The following is a 15837-nucleotide window of genomic DNA, read 5'->3' on the forward strand; positions in this document are numbered from 1 at the left end:
TTATGATCTTTTTAATAAATCTGGTCTCAATTGAACTGCCTTGTTTAAATATATGTGCTGTATTTCCTTTTGTGATTTAACGGTGTTAACGTGTATCATTAGCCGTATACATTTCTCAAGCGCACCTGGAACATTCATTTCGTGCGTACACATAACAGGGACGTATGCCCACCCACTTATTTCTCGAACTGCTCTTGCTGGAAATGCAGATGTAATATCCGATGTAGTACTTATAATGACAGAAGCAATCGACTCTGGTTCAATATCGTTTGCCTTCGCCATTTCTAAAGCAAGACGGGACGTTTCCTGAAGAACCTCTTCATTAGAATCTGCATTGACTGTTGTTGCTCCTCTAATGCCTCTTATCACTTATTTCCCCTCCCTAATCCATTGTCGTAATTCTTCATCACACAGTCTTACTGCATCTACCGGTACTACCTGTATAAATGGCTTGCCTATAGTTTCAAGCAATGCAAAATGCAATTGCTTATTTATAGTTTTTTTATCTTTTTGCATGTAGGCTGCCAATTGCTCAAACGGACAATCTAAAATCTGCTCAAAATTATATTCCAACCTATTAGCTAATGAATAAAACCTTTTAGCAAAGCCTTTAGGGAGTTGCCCATACTTCTCACTAAGCAATAGAGCAGGAATCATGCCAATCATGACAGCTTCTCCATGAGAGATCTTTCCATACCCAATTGCAGCTTCAACTGCGTGACCATATGTATGTCCAAAATTTAAATATTTGCGAAAGTTGCTTTCTTTTTCATCCATTTCCACAATTTTTGCTTTCACACGGATGCCTTTATTTATCCACTGTAATAATTGGTCTTTTTCCAAATTGCTTAATGAAGTGATTTGGAAAAATTCTTCAACCCACTCACTGTCGCTAATGAGGGAATGCTTAATCACTTCAGCCATTCCCGATTTAACTTCTGAAAGAGGTAGAGATTTCAAAAAATGAACATCATAAATAACTTCCTGTGGCTGATAGAAAGCCCCTATCATGTTCTTTCCTAGAGGGTGATTAATAGCGGTTTTACCACCAACCGAGCTATCATGAGCTAAAATAGTAGTTGGTATTTGATAAAAGTCTATTCCCCTCATAAACGTAGCCGCAACAAATCCGATCAAATCGCCTACAGCCCCTCCCCCTAAGGCAAATATAGCTGAATTTCGGGATGCACCGTTCTGTAATAGAAAGGATTGTACATTAAAATAGGATTCAAATGTTTTACATGACTCACCAGATGGAACAAGGAACAGGTTAAATGGCGCAGTAAAGTTTTTTCTTACATAACTTTCATGCAGATTCCATACATTTTCATCACTAATCATGATTAACTGATCATAATTTTCTAGCTTCTTTTTGTTTCTTTTAGAGAAATCCTCCAAAATGTTCTCACCTAAATGAACCTCATAATTAGATGCATTCGTTTTTACTGGGATAATCATGGCTTAAAACCCCTTTGTATACGCTCTATGTTTCTGAATATCTGATTTCAGTACTTCCATTTGATCTGCTTTAAACGTATCTAATATTGCAGAAGCTATCTCCCATGCAATAACATTTTCTGCCACAACAGATGCTGCGGGTACTGCACAGCTATCGGAACGTTCAATACTAGCTTTAAAAGGTTCTTTGGTATCAATATCTACACTTTGTAAAGGTTTATATAAGGTGGGGATAGGCTTCATAACCCCTCTAATTACAATCGGCATACCAGTAGACATACCACCTTCGATACCACCGAGCCTATTCGTATCTCGAATGTAACCATCTTCTTCATTCCAAGAAATTTGGTCATGCACTTGGCTGCCAAATAAGTTAGCCATTTCAAACCCTAAGCCAACCTCAACACCCTTAAATGCATTGATGCTAAGCATTGCCATTGCAAGCTTTCCGTCTAGCTTACGGTCATAGTGAACGTAGCTTCCCACACCGGCAGGCATTCCCGTAATGATGACCTCTACCACTCCGCCTATCGTGTCACCAGCTTTTTTAGCTTGGTCAATAGCTTCTACCATTTTCAATGAAGCTTCAGAATCTAAACAGTATACAGGGTCGTTCTCCACTTTTTCACGTATATCATCTATTGTCATACCTTCAGCTAAATTTAGGTTAGCTTCAATGCCACCTATTTTCGTTACATGAGCAACGATAGAAATGCCTAGTTCGTTTAATAGTTGCTTTGCAACAGCTCCCACAGCCACTCGGACCGTAGTTTCCCTCGCAGAGGATCGCTCCAATACGTTTCGTAGGTCACGATGTCCATATTTCATACCTCCAACGAGATCAGCATGTCCTGGACGAGGTCGTGTTATCTTTCTTTTTATTTCATCTGGATTCATGTCCTCATCTAGTGGCTCTATTCCCATAATATGAGTCCAATGTTTCCAATCATCATTATTTACTACTAGACAAACTGGAGATCCTAATGATTTACCATGTCGCACTCCCGCTGTAATTGCTACTGTGTCTTTTTCTATTTGCATGCGTCTTCCTCGACCATGTCCACCTTGACGTCTTTTTAGTTCTTTATTTATCTTTTCACTTGTGATATCTAATTGTGCTGGTAACCCTTCAATGATTGCAGTAAGCTGTGGACCATGTGATTCACCTGCTGTTAAATAACGCATAACGCTTTCCCCCTTCAACTCGCTAAAGTATTTGTTTTCAACTATATCATATTTACTTAGAGTATAGAAGAAAAACTGTCCGTTTTTTAGCGGACAGTTCCTCATTAAAAATCGACAAATTAAAATCACTTACCAATCAAATTCGTTCTACATTTTCCGGTAGAAAAACGTATCCTCTGTTACAAAATCGTACTTGGTAGGATTAAAAATTTGTTCTGTGCTTCCAACAAAAAGGATTCCGCCAGGACGTAGCGACTTGCTAAAGTTTTGATAAATCTGATCCTTAGCTTCTTCTGTAAAATAAATCATTACGTTACGGCAAATGATCAAATCGAGATTTCTCTCGTATGTATCCAATAAAAGATTATGCTTTTTAAAAGAAACAGCTCTTTTAATGGTGTCGTCAATTTTATAAAAAGGCGCTTGCTTCTCAAAATATTTATTTTTCATATCTAAGGGAACCTCTGCTAACGATCGTTCCGGATAGATCCCTACCTTCGCTCTTTGAATAGCATTTTCGTCAATATCCGTTGCTAGAATAGAAATTTGGCTAATCGGTAGATGATTAGACAATACCATTGCTGTAGTATATGGTTCTTCACCTGTAGAACATGCTGCACTCCATATTTTAAGCCTCTTGTTATCAGCTAGTAGCTTTGGAAAAATTTTTTGTTGTAATACTTCCCACCTCTTGCTATTTCGATAAAACTCAGACACATTGATTGTCATTCGGTCGAGGAATTCATTTAGAAGATCTCGGTCCGTGTCAATCGCCTCAAAGAAAGAAACAAAATTTTTATATCCCTTCTTTTCATATAAAGATGTCAGGCGTCGTTTCATTTGAGCTTCTTTATACAGAGCTAAATCGATGCCAGTTTTCTTTTTAATAGACTCTACAAACTTTATGTAATCTTGCAAATAATATCGTTCCCTTCCACCAGCCTATCTATAAAGTATATCGCAATATAGTCATTTCGAATACATTAAAAAAACAGAGAAATGTGAACATTTACGCATATACTTTATATATGTATTACAAATAATCCAAAGCAAAGCGTGAGTCATCTAAGGAATAACCGCATGAGGACTATAGGCACAGACAACCTGCTGCAGGAAGTAAACGCTTTATCAGAGAACAAATATTAAAAAATGTCTATCCATACGCTATAAAACATAAAAACCTCTCTGGTAAATCGAGTTCTTTAATCAGAGGGTGAATTTTCTTGGAGTGTTTTTTGTTGTGAAATGCTAAACTTAAAATAATGAATCAGCTTTTTGAAATAAAGGATAAAAATGAAAAAATAGATATTAGTTAGGAGAATTCAATGAAAAGCCTTTTAAAGTCAACCCTAATTTTTGTAATATTCCTTTTAATTAGTTTGACATGGGTAATTTTTTGGGGTGGTATCTATGAAGAGATGAACATTGATATTGAAAAGTATGGTTGGACACCCTATGTCTCTATTCTTATTCTACTTCTGGTGTTTACTAGAGGTAAGTTACTATTTAATAGCAGGAATAAAGGAAAAGATGGAGAAAAACTACCGAAATTGATTTATATCATACTGATTTTAACTGCCATTATTCTGTTACTCTTCCCTCCTGTACTAAGCTTCCTTAACAAATAAGAGGTCTTTACTTTAATGAAGTATTTAATTATTTGAATTAAAGCTGTCCGTTATTTAAAAGAGAGGGGATTTTAATAATTTTTAGTATATTCTGTGGAATTTCAATGCTAATTATGGGATTTAGCCATCTAATAAAGAAGGACTACTTTTTACCTGAAAAAACTAAAGATCTTTTAAGCGTGGCAAAGTTTCAATCCTATCAGAAAGGCTTAATTTTTCCATATTTCTTTACCGGAACCTTAATGATTTGTATGGCAATAGTTGATATGAGTGATTTTCTCCAAACTTCAACATTTATCATTTTATATACAATATTAGGTAGTATTCCTATTATAATGTTGATCGTAAATAACAAAATAAATACTGGGCGATATTGGTTTTGGCTAAAAGATATTTAGTATAACTACATTAAAATACGAGGAGCTAGAAGATACATTTTCTAGCTCCTTTTATGTAAATTGTTAAATCTACCCCTATCATTCTCCAATGAGTTAATTTAGCCTAAAAAAAAGACTGTAGATAAACTTAAATTAAGTTTATCTACAGTCTAAGCCATCTCCTTAACAGAGAATAGCTTTGTTTTTTTAATTAGTTAATCCAGTTGTTAGCATCTTTAGCGTAAGAAACTAATTCTTCTTGTTTGAAGAATAAGCCAATTTCACGTTCAGCGCTTTCAGATGAATCCGAACCGTGGATAATGTTTTTACCAACAGTTACTGCGAAATCTCCACGAATTGTTCCTGGAGCAGACTCTTTAGGGTTAGTAGCACCCATCATTAAACGAGCTGTAGAGATAACATTTTCCCCTTCCCAAACCATTGCAAAAACTGGTCCAGAAGTGATGAATTCTACAAGTTCTCCGAAGAACGGACGCTCTTTGTGCTCACCATAATGTTGTTCTGCTAATTCAGTAGGAATTTGCATTAATTTTGCTCCAACTAATTGGAATCCTTTTTTCTCGAAACGACTAACGATTTCACCGATTAGGTTACGTTGTACGCCGTCAGGTTTTACCATTAAAAATGTTTTTTCCATTATGAACACTCCTTCAAATATAAAATGGATTTTATTTCTCCACCGTTAAAAATACTATCATTACAGCCAGTTAATTTCAATTAAAAGTTACGTTTACTCATAAATAATGCGACATTTTGCAAGGATTTCTTTGCAGAATTTGACGGAAGCTGTTTCACCTCATGTAAAGCCTTTTGCAAATACATATTACTTACTTGTTTTGCTCGTTTAATACCTTCCGATTGTCGAATCTCTTTAAGCAGCAATTCCATATCTTTCTCTTCGATATCACCATCGAAAACCCTTTTCAATAACGGATAGATAGCTGGATCATTTTTTGAGTATATCACTGGTAAAGTAATATTACCTTGAAGTAAGTCTCCTCCAGCTGGTTTACCTAACTCCTCCTCAGTGGAAGTGAAATCGAGGATATCATCGATAATCTGGAAAGACATTCCTACATAGTAACCAAATCTCTTAAGATGCTTAATAGTCTTTTCATCGGCACCTGAAGAAATTGCACCCAGTTCACAGCTGGCTGAGATGAGGATTGCTGTCTTTCTTTTAATTCTTCTTAAATAGTCCCGGATCGTCTGATCAACAAATCCCTTGTCCTCAATTTGTATTATCTCCCCAATACAAAGCTCGACCATCGTATTAGAGAGAACCTCATGAGCATATGTATTTTTTACTGCTGTTATGTATTCAATAGCCTTAGCGAAAAGAAAGTCACCTGTATACATAGCTACTCGATTGTTCCATTGAGACTTAACAGTTTCTCGGCCTCTTCTAGTTTCAGCATCGTCAATCACGTCATCATGGACCAAGGAAGCCATGTGTATCAACTCGACAGAAACAGCAACCTGCTTAATAGACTCTATAGAATAGTCGCCAAATTTAGCGGAAAGCAGTACAAATACAGGGCGGATTCTTTTTCCCCCTGCGAGCAACAAATGAAGCGAGGCCTCATTCAATAAGTGGGAGGAAGAATTCACAGCTGCTGCTAATTCATTTTCAATGACTTCTAAATCCGATTTTAGATCGGAATAAAGCATTTTTAATCTCATCTTATCCACAGAAACAAACCTTCCCCTACTTAAAAATCTTTCTTATAGCCAATATGTCGGGCAGCTGCACCACCACTGTATGGTTTACTACTCACGTTAACCATTCCTACTGTTTCAAATAACTGAGTTAGCTCAGCTCTATTTGGAAATTCTTTTGCGGACTCTTGTAACCAAGAATATTCTTTATAACTCTTAGCAAAAAGCTTTCCGAAAACTGGCATAATGTATCTAAAGTAAAAGCGGAATCCTGCATTAAAGAGCTTGGAATCTGGCTGAGAGGTTTCTAAACAAACAATCATGCCACCCGGTTTAGCTACTCGGTTCATCTCCTGTAGCACTTGTTTATAGTCGGGAACATTTCGCAAGCCAAATCCAATTGTTACATAGTCGAATGTATTATCCTCAAAAGGCAGCTCCATTGCATTACCATGAATCAATTCAATTTGTGGTATATCTTTCACTTTTTCTTTTCCTACATTTAACATATTTTGACTGAAGTCTAATCCTTTAACTGTACCAGTAGGACCAGCAGCCTTTGCTAAAGCGATCGTCCAGTCAGCCGTGCCACAACAAACGTCTAATGCACTGCTTCCTTCTTTGACCTGCATAGCTTTCATCGTGTCGCCCCGCCAGCTTTTATGTTGCTGAAAGCTTATGACAGAATTCATAGAATCATAGTTCGTGGAAATCTTCTCAAAAACCTCGTGGACATGTTGTTCTTTTGTTTTTCCCATCTGTTAAACCTTCTCTCAACTGCTCTTTATAGCTTGTTCGGTTACTCGCTCTAAAATAGCATGCTTTACGTTTTCTTTTAATATAGTGGAGTATCGCACTTCCCGCACCAAATTATTTTCTACCGTTTCTATTTCCTCACGAAGCAAATCGATCTTTGTCTGCAACAGGAAGGAATTTCGGATATAGAATGTTTCTTCCCTGTTTTCAAAGGCATGTAACTCTCTTCTTAAGGCTATAAGGAGTAATGCTTCCTTCATGATAAAGATATATTCATGATACGAAAAGTATTCCATGAATTGCTCGATTGGCTTACTTTCTATCAGCTGTATAGACTGAATAAGGTCTTCGAAAGGATAAGCTAGGTGGTCATAAAATTTTGTTTTGTGCTCTGTGATAGATGAGACTCCAGCAGAAAAAATTTGAATCAGCTCTAGCTGCTTTCCCTTCGCCAGCAGCTGATAATATTTTCCACTGTAATAATCTCCCGCCAATACTTGTAATTGTTGCTCTTTGGTGGTCGCATTTTGCTCCTTGACTAAATCGTGAGCTGCAAGAGCTGCAAAAATCAATGAGACAGCAATGGTCGCTTGATTATTTGAGTCATCCCACTGTTCTCCATTTAGCATGGGTAAAAGCGTAAAGAACAAACGTTCTTCGTCGATAACAGGCATTCCTGCATATTTTAACAGAGTATTATGTTGTATTTGCATGAGAATATCTCTTTTGTATTTTTCTAAATGATGTTTTATCAAAGATTCATTCATACACTTTACTCCATTTCCCAATCGCAGTTAGCATTAGTCTGTCACGACATATATAATTTAACTCGCGATTATTGGCCTTTTAAATTATTTATTTCTTAGATTCACTTTTAATAATACCGTTGTCTGTATGAATGGAAGCTTTGCCTCTTATCTTCATAGCAGATGTATGCTCTGTAAATTGAGCAATCATCACTTCACCTGTATCAAGCTTTTCAGAATGATGGAATTTTGTATCCGTACCTCGGGTTAAACCGATCACTTGTACTCCGTCTTCCTCTGCCTTTATAACGATAAAATCTGAACTAGACATTACAATAGTCTCCTTTGTTCATAATCTAAATTCATCATACCATATTCTCATCGAACCTCAAAAGGAGTTATTTCATTTGGATAAATGATAAAACCTCTGAGCGCTTTATATCGTCTGTTTCATAGATACCTCTTGCTACAGAAGTAACGGTCTTGGCACCAGGCTTTTTAATCCCGCGCATGGTCATGCACATATGCTCTGCCTCTATCACGACATAGACTCCATGAGGGTTAATCATTTCCATAATATCATTAGCAATCGTGGAAGTGATTCTTTCTTGAAGCTGTGGCTTTCTTGCTGTAACTTCCACGGCTCTAGCGAGTTTACTTAGGCCGGTTACAACGCCATCTCTAGGTATGTATGCAACATGTGCCTTACCGTAAAAAGGAACAAGGTGATGTTCGCACATGGAGAAAAAAGGTATATCTTTTACTAAAACTAATTCCTCATGCTCTTCATGAAAAACTGTCTTGAAATGTTCTTTTGGATCTTGGTGTAGTCCTTCAAACATCTCAGCATACATTTTAGAAACTCTTTTTGGAGTATCCAATAACCCTTCTCGATTAGGATCTTCTCCTACCGCTTCTAAAATCATTGTTACTGCATTTTCTATTTTTTTCAGATCGACCTTCGTCATCTGCTGACCCCCCAGAAAAAACTGCATAATATGTCGTATGTATCTTAGCATATGAAATGAATATAGGAAATTAATTTCACTTCAGGCAACAAATTTTTATTATATAATAAATTGAAAAGAACGGCTACTATGAAGCAAGCTTCACAGTAACCGTTCTATGTACTACGACACCATTATTTTACAGCATCTTTAAGTGCTTTACCTGGTTTGAAAGCAGGCACCTTGCTAGCAGCGATATCGATTTCTTTACCTGTTTGTGGATTACGTCCTTTACGTGCAGCACGTTCACGAACCTCAAAGTTACCAAAACCGATCAATTGAACTTTTTCACCATCTGCAAGAGCAGTTTGAATTGATTCAAATACAGCCTCAACTGCTTTAGTTGCGTCTTTTTTCGATAATTCTGCAGCCTCTGCAACAGAGTTCACTAATTCTGTTTTATTCATACTATTCACCTCCTCTCAAAGGAAGATAAGCATCAATCCTGTAAAAAGAGTATCACAACAGAAATGCCTTCGCAACACTATTTATCCGTGTTTAGGCAACTTTCCTTAAAAAGAACGTAAAAAAAACAAAGAAAAGGACTTTTTGCATAGGCACAAAAAGTCCAAATCCGTATTTTATAGAATAAAGGTAACCATTCCACGGTCTCCCTCATTTACCATTCTTTCAATTGTTTGGCGCATTCTTTTCTTAGCAACCTGACTTACACTTTCCGTTTTATACCGTATACTTTCCTTCATAACCTCTAACAGAGACGTTCCAAAAACCTGCGTTGACCAAAGTGCATCTCTATCATGTAAGAATCCATGCTTTAAGTCTTTTAAAAGCTGCTGACTGTGGAATTCTGACCCTAAAAGCGGAGCAAATTCTGCTTCCATATCCACTCGAATGATATGAAGCGAAGAAGCCTTAGCTTTTAAGCTGACTCCAAAGAAATTATTTTGTTTAATAATTTCTGGTGCAGTAGGTTGGAAATCCTGAATGGATGGAAGTGACACACCATATCCTGTCGTATTTGCTGCTTCTAGCGCATCCGCAAACCGATGATATGTCTTTTTAGCTGTAGACGCTTCCTTAACAAACAATAACCAGTCTTTTTTAGAAGTAATTGGCTCATCAAGCCATTCATCACAAACCTCTTGAAATACTTCAGGTTTTAAATCTATTTGAATACAAGCAGACCCTCTACCAGGATCTGCCTCTATAACCTCTGCAGACTTGATAAATGGGACTTCCTTAAATTTTTCTGCAAGCTCCTTCACGTCTCTCATTTTGGAGACAATTTGCAGCCATTCTTGTAAGGAAGTAGTAATTTGATTGTTAACAAAATGATCTGGCTCAAGTACATCTGTCCAATCAGGCTTCATCAATTCAATGTCCGTTATCGGAAATTCATATAGCGCCTGTTGTAGTATGTACTGAATTTCCTCTGCTGTCATTCTATCCACAGCAACCGGAATTACAGGTACTTCATGAGTTTTTTGAAGTTCTTCGCACAAATGAAGAGTTTCTAAATGACCTGGCGTTTTGCTGTTAACGACAATAACAAATGGCTTTCCAATTTCCTTTAACTGACCTATAATTTCATCTTCTGCTTTTTCTGCTGCTACCCTAGGAATATTATTGACAGAACCATCCGTTGTAATCACAATGCCAATAGTAGAATGATCCCGAATAACCTTATCAGTTCCAATTCTTGCAGCTTCCTCAAACGGAATTGCTTCCGTATGCCAAGGAGTATGGACCAGCTTCTGCCCTTCTTCTCCAGAATGGGTTTTAATGCCATCAATCATGTACCCTACGCAATCTACTAATCTAATTTGTAATCGAAGCTGCTCGTCACCCAAGTATACATTCGTACCATGAGCAGGAACAAATTTAGGTTCTGCTGTCATAATGACGTTTCCAGGAGAGCTTTGTGGAAGTTCGTCTTGTGCTCTTAATCTTTCTGATTCGTCAACAATATTCGGTAATACAACTAGCTCCATTACTCTTTTTACAAACGTAGATTTACCTACCCTAACTGGACCTACTACACCAAGGTACACATCACCATTTGTTCTTTCTGCTATTTGTTCATACAGTTTGCTAGACATCGGTATTCTCCTTTCTTCGCAATTTAATATATGCACGAAAAAAACGTTTCATGCATAGAGCATGAAACGTTTCTTATAAGTTATTTGTTTATCATAAAAATAGGTTCGTTATTTTCATCAACCGTATAAGGCAATGAATACGCAGGGACGATCGCAAAGTTATCCGTTATTAAAAAACGAATATCATCACCTGGCTTGACGTCAACCTCTGTCTCTTGAAGCAAACGATAAAGCTCAATAGAATAGTCCACATATACTTTTCCATCGCCCGTCGCTACTAGAGGAAGCAGAGTGTCTGAATAAGGGCTTTGAACGGTAATTTCGTCTTTATAACCCATCTTTTTAAAATCTAGCTTATAAACACCTTCTACAATCGTCTCAGCGATAGGACCATAGCCGTTTATCCCTTTGCGATAGTTAATATCTCGCAAAGTATCTGCAATTCGTAAGTCTACCAACTTTACAGTTGGGTTTTCCTCTACGTCCATTAAGACATATTGATAAATCCCACCTGTTTCATACGAGTTAGCAGGAGCTTTCCCAAGATAGTTCGGAACAATTTTCTTAAAATCTATCGGATATTTTATATATTGATCTGTTTCTTGCTCACGTGTTTTGATAGGCAGCAAGCCACCTGAGGCTTCTTGGAAGCTTTCAACTGCAGTCTGTACGGAATTAAGCTGATCTTCATAAGGTAATAGGTTTTCTGGCTCATAGCCGCCTTTAAAACCACAACCACCTAAGACGAGTGTTGTTATAGAAATAGCAGTTAGTAATAGTTTTTTCATTCGAATCTCCTTACTAGGCTTTTGTTGGATTGAAAATGATATAAACCATTGTGATAAAACCAATGAAAAGCAATATGTATGCAACCAGACCAAATATAAACTTTATGAATCTGTTTTGGATTTTTGTTTTTACAAAAAACATAAGTAACATGGCCATAAACATGCATCCCATAGAACCAAAGGATATCCACATTTTGTCCATTGAAGAGACTAATAGCAACTGTTCCCCCACCTTTCATGAAAATAGTATATCACATGAAAAAAGAGTTGCTTTTTTATACAACTCTTTTTTATGACAATTTTTAAAACGTCTTATAATCTTCCAGTTCATTCTTCTTTGTACGATGCATTAGGGAATCAACTGCTTGTTTTGGATGTACCTGCTCAAACAGAACAGAATGTAATGCAGCGGTAATAGGCATATCAATAGATTGCTTCTGTGCAAGCTGAAACGCTGCTTTTGTCGTCCTAACGCCTTCCACTATCATACCTACTTCTTCTAGCACCTCATCTAAGCTAGAGCCTTTACCGAGTAGGTTACCGGCTCTCCAGTTACGGGAATGTACACTTGTACACGTTGCTATTAAATCACCCATTCCTGTCAGACCAGAGAAAGTGTACGGCTTGGCACCTAGACTTATACCAAGTCTTGAGATTTCAGCTAAACCTCTAGTTATAAGTGCAGCTTTAGCATTATCACCATAACCAAGCCCATCTACAATACCAGCGGCCAATGCGATGACATTTTTTAAGGCAGCCCCTATTTCTACTCCAATGACATCATCATTAGTATAGACACGGAAGTAATTATTCATAAATAGATCTTGTACTTTTTCTGCAGCCATCATATTATCACTAGCCACCGTAATCGTAGTTGGATGCTGTAAAACTACTTCCTCGGCGTGGCTAGGGCCAGATAATACTACAATACCCTCTACCATAGATTCAGGAACTTCCTCAGCAATCATCTCTGATATTCGCTTTAAGGAATCAGGTTCGATTCCTTTCGAAACATGCACTAAAAGCTTTTTGTTTTCCATCAGCTTTACAATATCCTGACAAACTTCTCTAATTGCCTTTGTAGGTACTGCTAAAACAATAATAGATGCATGCTCTATTGCTTGAGTTAAATCGCTTGTAGCTTTAAGATTTTCAGGCAGTATCGTATCCGGCAAGTATTTTTTATTGGTATGATTCTGGTTTATTTCCTCGGTTTGAGTTTCTCTGTGTGACCAGAGAAGGCAATCATGAGAATTATGCGCAAGAACCATCGCTAAAGCTGTTCCCCAACTACCTGCTCCAAGAACGGTTACATTTGTCATCTTTAAGCCCCCTTTGCTAATTATGTTCTAGCACGAGTAATAATTCTTATAGGCGTGCCTTCAAAATCGAATGATTCACGAATGCGATTTTCTAAAAATCTCTCATAAGAGAAGTGCATTAATTCCGGTTCATTAACAAATACAACAAAAGTAGGCGGTTTAATGGCCACTTGAGTAGCATAGTAAATACGCAATCTTTTCCCTTTATCTGTTGGAGCAGGGTTTCTTGCTACTGCATCTTCTACTACCTCGTTTAGAACGGAAGATGTAACGCGCATTGCATGGTTTTCACTTACTTGATTGATAACTGGGAATAAAGAATTTACACGTTGTTTTGTTTTTGCTGATACAAATACGATTGGTGCATAATCTAAAAATTGGAAATGCTCACGAATCTTTTTAGTCATTTCACTCATCGTCTTATCATTTTTTTCAATGGCATCCCATTTATTCATCACAATAATAACTGCTTTACCGCCTTCATGAGCGTAACCAGCGATTTTCTTATCCTGCTCTTGAATGCCTTCTTCTGCATTTAGAACAACTAAAACAACGTCTGAGCGTTCAATTGCCTTTAATGCACGAAGTACAGAATACTTTTCAGTTGTCTCATACACTTTACCCTTTTTACGCATACCAGCAGTATCAATCATTACATAATCTTGATCATCGAATGAGTACTCTGTATCGATAGCATCTCTTGTAGTTCCCGCAATTTCACTTACGATGACTCGCTCGTGCCCTAAGAATGCATTGATTAAAGATGATTTCCCTACATTTGGACGTCCGATAAGAGAAAACTTAATAACCTCTTCACCGTATTCCTGTTCATCCATATCTGGGAAGTTTTTAGCGACTTCATCGAGCAAATCTCCTAGACCTAGACCATGTGAACCTGAAATAGGGTATGGTTCGCCTAATCCTAGGGCATAAAAGTCGAAAATCATTTCGCGCATATCTGGATTATCAATTTTATTGACCGCCAATACAACCGGCTTCTTTGTTTTATAAAGTATTTTAGCAACGTATTCATCTGCTGCTGTCACACCCTCACGACCATTTGTTAGGAAGATGATTACATCTGCCTCATCCATAGCGATTTCAGCCTGTTGTTTGATTTGCTCTAGAAATGGCTCGTCGCTCAATTCAATTCCACCTGTATCAATGATGTTGAATTCATGTGTAAGCCAATCTGCTGAGCTATATATACGATCACGCGTTACACCTGGGATATCTTCCACAATGGATACACGTTCTCCTACAATTCGATTAAATATAGTCGATTTACCTACATTAGGTCTACCAACAATTGCTACTACTGGTTTTGTCATTAATATTACATCCTTCCAAACTTCGTCTAAACTGTATTATACAACAAAACAATAAAAGCAGGCGACTTTATTGAAGTCACCTGCTTGAATAAGTTAAGATTATGACGAAATTAGCTATTATTATTTGTTAGTAAAGTCTTTTAAACGATCGCCTAGAACATCGCTAATAGAAAAACCTTTGGATTCTTCAGGCATTTGATAATCAGCTAAATTGAACTCATCTTCGTTCTTCACTAGCTCTTTAATACTTAGAGATAAACGTTTTTCTTTACTGTTTACATCTAAAACTTTTACCTCTACCTCTTGACCTTCTTTCAGTACTTCCTGAGGAGTCCCGATATGCTGATGAGCAATTTGAGATATGTGAACTAAGCCTTCAACCCCAGGGAAAACTTCAACAAAGGCACCGTAAGATACTAGTCGTCTAACTTTCCCAGTTAGAACAGATCCTTTTGTAGCCTTGTCTTCCAGATCAGACCATGGTCCAGGTAACGTATCTTTAATAGATAAAGAAATTCTTTCTGCATCTCGATCTATAGACAATACTTTTACCTTAACTTCTTGTCCCTCTTTTAACACATCAGATATGTTATCTAAGTGCTCGTGGGATACTTGAGAAATATGAACAAGTCCATCCACGCCTCCAATATCTACAAAAGCACCAAAAGAAGCTAGTCTTTGGACTGTACCTGGAACAATGTCCCCAGGTTTAATGTTATCTAACGTTTTGTTTTTATTTACTGATTTTTCATCCTCAACTACTGCTTTATGAGAAAGAATTAATCGGTTTTTGTCTTTTTCTAATTCAACGATTTTAAAAGTCAAAACTCGCCCTTTATAATCTTCAAATGATTCTACAAAATAATCTTCTATTAAAGAAGCAGGTATGAATCCACGGACACCCAAATCTACAACTAGTCCGCCTTTAACAACCTCTTTAACTTCTGTTTCAATAACTTCCCCAGATTGAAACTGTTTTTCTAACGTTTCCCATGCTTTTTCAGCATCGACTTTTCGTTTGGAAAGAACGTAGTTAGATTCTTCTACCTTAGTAATCATGAGTTCAAGTTCATCGCCGATGGAAACGGAGTCGGATGCTTTTTCAATATGCAGGCTAGAAAGCTCGCTAATTGGAACTATACCATCGAAAGGTGCACCTTCAATTGATACAATTATTGATTTCTCATCTACTTGTGCAACCGTCGCTTTAACCAGATCTCCTTCTTTAAACTCTTGCGTGTTTAAGTTCATTTCTTCTGACATATGATATTCCTCCTTCACAACGTCTCTTCTCTATTTTATGCGAACTTTCTCAGAAATACAAAAAGAAGCACTTTTGAAATAGAAATTTCCATCCACTTAATCATTTTGCTTCGCTATCAAACTAAAAAACTGGATAAAAACAAGAGAATATTAAAAGCTAGTGACATATATGCTAGTTTATAAAAATAGTTGATTTTCTCTCTCCGTAGGATGATTGAGAGTCCGCCACACTGTAG

The 15837-nt window shown here is 37.1% G+C and carries 18 protein-coding genes; 1 reads left to right on the forward strand and 17 read right to left on the reverse strand.

Annotation, left to right across the window (positions count from 1 at the left end):
- The 4 genes from aroH to HF876_RS08180 form a co-directional block, all read right to left on the reverse strand.
- Positions 1–369 (reverse strand): chorismate mutase, encoded by a 369-nt coding sequence (gene aroH, locus HF876_RS08165; protein ID WP_169359571.1) that lies wholly within the window; start codon positions 367–369, stop codon positions 1–3.
- Entirely contained in the window at positions 370–1458 is a 1089-nt protein-coding gene (gene aroB, locus HF876_RS08170) for a 3-dehydroquinate synthase (protein ID WP_169359572.1), read from the reverse strand.
- Positions 1459–1461: 3 nt separating this feature from the next.
- Positions 1462–2643: a chorismate synthase gene (gene aroC / locus HF876_RS08175; protein ID WP_169359573.1), complete on the reverse strand. Its 1182-nt coding sequence runs from the start codon at positions 2641–2643 to the stop codon at positions 1462–1464.
- A 147-nt stretch (positions 2644–2790) separates the two neighbouring features.
- Positions 2791–3561, reverse strand: coding sequence for a CheR family methyltransferase (locus HF876_RS08180; protein ID WP_169359574.1), 771 nt, complete (start codon positions 3559–3561; stop codon positions 2791–2793).
- A 407-nt stretch (positions 3562–3968) separates the two neighbouring features.
- On the opposite strand from HF876_RS08180, the gene HF876_RS08185 reads away from it, so the two are divergent.
- Positions 3969–4271, forward strand: a complete 303-nt coding sequence (locus tag HF876_RS08185; RefSeq protein ID WP_169359575.1) for a hypothetical protein — start codon at positions 3969–3971, stop codon at positions 4269–4271.
- A 588-nt stretch (positions 4272–4859) separates the two neighbouring features.
- On the opposite strand, the gene ndk is transcribed toward HF876_RS08185, so the two are convergent.
- From ndk to rpsA, 13 genes are all read right to left on the reverse strand, one after another.
- A complete protein-coding gene (gene ndk / locus HF876_RS08190; RefSeq protein ID WP_169359576.1) occupies positions 4860–5306 on the reverse strand; it encodes a nucleoside-diphosphate kinase in 447 nt (148 codons plus the stop codon).
- 80 nt (positions 5307–5386) lie between these two features.
- On the reverse strand, positions 5387–6352 hold the full coding sequence (gene hepT / locus HF876_RS08195; RefSeq protein ID WP_169359604.1) for a heptaprenyl diphosphate synthase component II: 966 nt from the start codon (positions 6350–6352) through the stop codon (positions 5387–5389).
- Positions 6353–6381: 29 nt separating this feature from the next.
- The gene (locus tag HF876_RS08200) at positions 6382–7086 is read right to left on the reverse strand and encodes a demethylmenaquinone methyltransferase (RefSeq protein WP_169359577.1); all 705 of its coding nucleotides are present in this window, start codon (positions 7084–7086) and stop codon (positions 6382–6384) included.
- Between the two features lie 15 nt (positions 7087–7101).
- Entirely contained in the window at positions 7102–7851 is a 750-nt protein-coding gene (locus tag HF876_RS08205) for a heptaprenyl diphosphate synthase component 1 (RefSeq protein WP_169359578.1), read from the reverse strand.
- Between the two features lie 88 nt (positions 7852–7939).
- Complete coding sequence (gene mtrB / locus HF876_RS08210) at positions 7940–8161, reverse strand: trp RNA-binding attenuation protein MtrB (protein ID WP_169359579.1); 222 nt, start codon at positions 8159–8161, stop codon at positions 7940–7942.
- 67 nt (positions 8162–8228) lie between these two features.
- Positions 8229–8798, reverse strand: a complete 570-nt coding sequence (folE, locus tag HF876_RS08215) for a GTP cyclohydrolase I FolE (protein ID WP_169359580.1) — start codon at positions 8796–8798, stop codon at positions 8229–8231.
- A gap of 173 nt (positions 8799–8971) precedes the next feature.
- Positions 8972–9244, reverse strand: coding sequence for an HU family DNA-binding protein (locus tag HF876_RS08220; protein WP_169359581.1), 273 nt, complete (start codon positions 9242–9244; stop codon positions 8972–8974).
- Positions 9245–9418: 174 nt separating this feature from the next.
- Positions 9419–10897, reverse strand: a complete 1479-nt coding sequence (gene spoIVA / locus HF876_RS08225) for a stage IV sporulation protein A (RefSeq protein WP_169359582.1) — start codon at positions 10895–10897, stop codon at positions 9419–9421.
- 80 nt (positions 10898–10977) lie between these two features.
- Positions 10978–11685, reverse strand: coding sequence for a hypothetical protein (locus HF876_RS08230; RefSeq protein ID WP_169359583.1), 708 nt, complete (start codon positions 11683–11685; stop codon positions 10978–10980).
- A 13-nt stretch (positions 11686–11698) separates the two neighbouring features.
- The gene (locus HF876_RS08235) at positions 11699–11887 is read right to left on the reverse strand and encodes a DUF2768 family protein (RefSeq protein WP_169359605.1); all 189 of its coding nucleotides are present in this window, start codon (positions 11885–11887) and stop codon (positions 11699–11701) included.
- 100 nt (positions 11888–11987) lie between these two features.
- Positions 11988–13007 carry an NAD(P)H-dependent glycerol-3-phosphate dehydrogenase gene (locus HF876_RS08240; RefSeq protein ID WP_169359584.1) on the reverse strand — a complete coding sequence of 340 codons (1020 nt, stop codon included), beginning with the start codon at positions 13005–13007 and terminating at the stop codon, positions 11988–11990.
- 20 nt (positions 13008–13027) lie between these two features.
- The gene (gene der, locus HF876_RS08245) at positions 13028–14338 is read right to left on the reverse strand and encodes a ribosome biogenesis GTPase Der (protein WP_169359585.1); all 1311 of its coding nucleotides are present in this window, start codon (positions 14336–14338) and stop codon (positions 13028–13030) included.
- 120 nt (positions 14339–14458) lie between these two features.
- Positions 14459–15601 carry a 30S ribosomal protein S1 gene (gene rpsA / locus HF876_RS08250; RefSeq protein WP_169359586.1) on the reverse strand — a complete coding sequence of 381 codons (1143 nt, stop codon included), beginning with the start codon at positions 15599–15601 and terminating at the stop codon, positions 14459–14461.
- Positions 15602–15837 lie beyond the last annotated feature (236 nt).

Origin of the sequence: Psychrobacillus sp. BL-248-WT-3 (assembly GCF_012843435.1) — a bacterium.
In the GTDB taxonomy this organism is placed as follows: Bacteria; Bacillota; Bacilli; order Bacillales_A; family Planococcaceae; genus Psychrobacillus.

Coding starts and splice junctions, on each gene's coding strand:
- aroB (WP_169359572.1), bottom strand. CDS start 1,458: ATGATTATCCCAGTAAAAACGAATGCATCTAATTATGAGGTTCATTTA.
- aroC (WP_169359573.1), bottom strand. CDS start 2,643: ATGCGTTATTTAACAGCAGGTGAATCACATGGTCCACAGCTTACTGCA.
- HF876_RS08185 (WP_169359575.1), top strand. CDS start 3,969: ATGAAAAGCCTTTTAAAGTCAACCCTAATTTTTGTAATATTCCTTTTA.
- ndk (WP_169359576.1), bottom strand. CDS start 5,306: ATGGAAAAAACATTTTTAATGGTAAAACCTGACGGCGTACAACGTAAC.
- hepT (WP_169359604.1), bottom strand. CDS start 6,352: ATGAGATTAAAAATGCTTTATTCCGATCTAAAATCGGATTTAGAAGTC.
- HF876_RS08200 (WP_169359577.1), bottom strand. CDS start 7,086: ATGGGAAAAACAAAAGAACAACATGTCCACGAGGTTTTTGAGAAGATT.
- HF876_RS08205 (WP_169359578.1), bottom strand. CDS start 7,851: ATGAATGAATCTTTGATAAAACATCATTTAGAAAAATACAAAAGAGAT.
- mtrB (WP_169359579.1), bottom strand. CDS start 8,161: ATGTCTAGTTCAGATTTTATCGTTATAAAGGCAGAGGAAGACGGAGTA.
- folE (WP_169359580.1), bottom strand. CDS start 8,798: ATGACGAAGGTCGATCTGAAAAAAATAGAAAATGCAGTAACAATGATT.
- HF876_RS08220 (WP_169359581.1), bottom strand. CDS start 9,244: ATGAATAAAACAGAATTAGTGAACTCTGTTGCAGAGGCTGCAGAATTA.
- spoIVA (WP_169359582.1), bottom strand. CDS start 10,897: ATGTCTAGCAAACTGTATGAACAAATAGCAGAAAGAACAAATGGTGAT.
- HF876_RS08230 (WP_169359583.1), bottom strand. CDS start 11,685: ATGAAAAAACTATTACTAACTGCTATTTCTATAACAACACTCGTCTTA.
- HF876_RS08235 (WP_169359605.1), bottom strand. CDS start 11,887: ATGGACAAAATGTGGATATCCTTTGGTTCTATGGGATGCATGTTTATG.
- HF876_RS08240 (WP_169359584.1), bottom strand. CDS start 13,007: ATGACAAATGTAACCGTTCTTGGAGCAGGTAGTTGGGGAACAGCTTTA.
- der (WP_169359585.1), bottom strand. CDS start 14,338: ATGACAAAACCAGTAGTAGCAATTGTTGGTAGACCTAATGTAGGTAAA.
- rpsA (WP_169359586.1), bottom strand. CDS start 15,601: ATGTCAGAAGAAATGAACTTAAACACGCAAGAGTTTAAAGAAGGAGAT.